The organism is Oleiphilus sp. HI0123, assembly GCF_001635315.1.
In genome coordinates this window covers 1-2,651 of the sequence record NZ_LWGE01000758.1, presented here as the reverse complement: position 1 = coordinate 2,651, position 2,651 = coordinate 1, and the positions used below count along the sequence as shown (strand labels likewise).

At 43.4% G+C, this 2,651-nt stretch carries 4 protein-coding genes; 1 reads left to right on the top strand and 3 read right to left on the bottom strand.

What is annotated here, in order from left to right:
• Positions 1-251 precede the first annotated feature (251 nt).
• Positions 252-737 (top strand): glutathione peroxidase, encoded by a 486-nt coding sequence (locus A3761_RS06730; protein WP_068511777.1) that lies wholly within the window; start codon positions 252-254, stop codon positions 735-737.
• On the opposite strand, the gene A3761_RS06725 is transcribed toward A3761_RS06730, so the two are convergent.
• From A3761_RS06725 to A3761_RS06715, 3 genes are all read right to left on the bottom strand, one after another.
• The gene (locus tag A3761_RS06725) at positions 734-1,096 is read right to left on the bottom strand and encodes a response regulator (protein WP_068511780.1); all 363 of its coding nucleotides are present in this window, start codon (positions 1,094-1,096) and stop codon (positions 734-736) included. The genes A3761_RS06730 and A3761_RS06725 overlap by 4 nt on opposite strands.
• A 119-nt stretch (positions 1,097-1,215) precedes the next feature.
• Positions 1,216-1,848: a TetR/AcrR family transcriptional regulator gene (locus A3761_RS06720; protein ID WP_068554371.1), complete on the bottom strand. Its 633-nt coding sequence runs from the start codon at positions 1,846-1,848 to the stop codon at positions 1,216-1,218.
• 1 nt (position 1,849) lies between these two features.
• Positions 1,850-2,611 (bottom strand): SDR family oxidoreductase, encoded by a 762-nt coding sequence (locus tag A3761_RS06715; RefSeq protein ID WP_068511786.1) that lies wholly within the window; start codon positions 2,609-2,611, stop codon positions 1,850-1,852.
• Positions 2,612-2,651: the final 40 nt, after the last annotated feature.

Here is a 2,651-nt window from a genome sequence, read left to right as displayed (position 1 = left end):
TAAGCTTATCGGCTTTCGAGGCAGCGGTGAGCCATTGCTCATAAGTTTGTGCCTCGCTCATAGTTTGCTGCAATTTGCTTATATCTGACATTTTTGTGTTTACGCTTGTAAGCTAAAAAAATATATTTGCCTATCGCATAATCAATGTCAAACGCTTATTCCTGAGCATTGATGTAAATCAATAGGCTTTTAACGCTGATAATTTAGGGGTAGGATGCTTGTGAATAATTATCATTAATAGGGAGAGACTCGTGTCTGATATCTATCAGTTCAGTGCTAATAATATTAAAGGAGAGGAAGTTCCTCTTAAAGCGTATCAGGGGAAGTTGCTGATAATCGTCAATACGGCAAGTAAATGCGGATTTACGCCTCAGCTCAAGGGGCTTGAGGAGCTGTATTTGGAGTATAGCGAGAAAGGGCTAGAGATCTTAGGCTTTCCATGCAATCAGTTTCTAAAGCAAGACCCAGGAACAGATAGTGAGATTAGCGAGTTTTGTTCTTTGAACTATGGGGTTACGTTTCCAATGTTCTCCAAAATAGAAGTAAACGGCGATAATACTCATCCCTTGTATAAATACTTAAAATCAGAAGCGAAGGGCTTGATGGGCTCTGAAAAGATAAAATGGAATTTTACCAAGTTTTTGGTCGATCAACAGGGCAAGGTTGTTAAACGCTATGCGCCCAATACCGAGCCGAAAGACATGGTGAAAGATATCGATGCAGCGTTGGCGCCTTAGCCTAGTAGTTTCTTTATCGCAGGAAGCAGGCGGTCTTTGGTAATGGGTTTGATGATCCAGCCATTCGCGCCTGCTGCTCTGCCTGCAGCTTTTTTCTCTGCTTTATTCTCGGTGCTAACAATGAGTACAGGAACACCCTTGTAAGCGGGGAGTGCTCTAATAGCTGCAGTGAGTTGTATGCCATCGAGTTTTGGCATATATAAGTCGCTCAGTACCAGGTCAAATCGTTCTGCTTTGGCTGCATTTAATGCGGCTTCGCCATCGACCGCTAGCGTCAGTTCGTGTGGCTCGTCTTGAAGGATGACTTTAAACATGTTGCGCATTACTAATTGATCATCGGCGATCAGGATTTTGGCCATATGTTTCTTGTACCTATTCTTTAATGAATGAGAGTCTCTTACTTCACTTTAGTATAGCCAAATGTGCTGGAATATCTTGTCTCTTAGGTCTTACTCGTTAGATTTCTGATGCGTATCACTTAAGGGGCAATTTGTCGGGTGATGGTTTCTATATGTGCGAGCAAGGCGCTATAAAAATCTCGCTTAAAAACATCTAAAGGCGGAGACTCAATAACCTCGGCAATTGCACCGACAGGGTGAGTCATATGCCAAACGCCGATCAATGCTTGCTGAACTTGCATGAGTAGGGTGAGCGCTTGCGCTTGAGGCAAGTCTTGCTCTGCTTGTTGTGTTAGTAACTGGGAATACTGGTGCATTAAGTGGAGTAAGGTTTTTTTGAATTGTAATGCTTCTTCAACGGTAAGGTTCCGTTCTAAAATTGTGTGTAAAATTGCATTCAACTTACAATAGATAGGGTTAGCAATTAAGGTGTCAGCCATTAGCCTTGCTAGGGGGAGCTTGTTTGGCATTTTTTGGGCCGAGTGAATTAATTCTTCAAGGGTTTCTACAAACAACGCGAGGAACAAAGTCTCTTTATTTCTAAAGTAGCGATATAAAGCGGCCTTAGTAATACCTACATCTGCAGCAATCACATTCAGGTTAAGGTCTTCGTAGGCAAGATCAGAAAATCGTTTTCGTGTAGCATCGAGAATTTGCTGTTTTCTGAGAGCTTTTTGTTCCGGATTATTCGCGCGTTGTTTGATTAAACACATTTTAGGCTTGTAACCATCCTGCAAGTTTTCGTGTGACTGAACGTGGGGATAGTTTACCAGACCAAACACCAAAAATATTCTTCCAGCCAGTGATAACAATGGCGCGGTCTTTTTTCTTGAGCGATTTCCTGACAACAGCTTCTGCTGTCATGGCACCTGCTTTGAATAGTTTTGTGTTAGTCATATTAGCTTCTGATGCAAACTCAGATGCGGTTGCACCTGGGCAAAGTGTGCTGACGGCAATACCTTGGCCCTTAAGCTCTTCATATAGTGCTTCAGAGAAGGACAGCACAAAAGCCTTGGTCGCGTAGTATATAGCCATGTTAGGTCCCGCTTGAAAGGCAGCGGTTGAGGCAACGTTAATGATAAAGCTATTACTCTGTTGTGATAGCTTGGGGATGAGTCGGTGCGTTAGATCTACCAGGCTGGTGACGTTGAGCTGAATCATTTGTAACTGACGATCCAGTGACAGTTCAGTGAATGCACCGCGGTCTCCAAAGCCTGCATTGTTGATTAGGCCGTTTAGCGCCCAACCTTCGTTGATTATTTTGCTAGCTAGCGTTTCGGCACCGTTTGAGTCAGACAAATCAGCAGCGATGATTTGTGTCGAGATTTTATATTGGCTTTCCAGCTTACTGGCTAGCGCTTGAAGGCGCTCTTCTCTGCGGGCGGTCAGAATCAGGTTGTGACCTTGAGCGGCTAATTGTTCTGCGAATACTTCGCCAATTCCGGCGCTTGCACCGGTTATCAAGATGTAGTTCATTGTGTGTTCCTTTATTATTTGAAGTTAAGTTACTCTGGGT

Bases quoted from the DNA above. Each gene is read 5' to 3' on its own strand.
- A3761_RS06720 (WP_068554371.1), bottom strand. From the start codon at position 1,848: ATGTGTTTAATCAAACAACGCGCGAATAATCCGGAACAAAAAGCTCTC.
- A3761_RS06725 (WP_068511780.1), bottom strand. From the start codon at position 1,096: ATGGCCAAAATCCTGATCGCCGATGATCAATTAGTAATGCGCAACATG.
- A3761_RS06715 (WP_068511786.1), bottom strand. From the start codon at position 2,611: ATGAACTACATCTTGATAACCGGTGCAAGCGCCGGAATTGGCGAAGTA.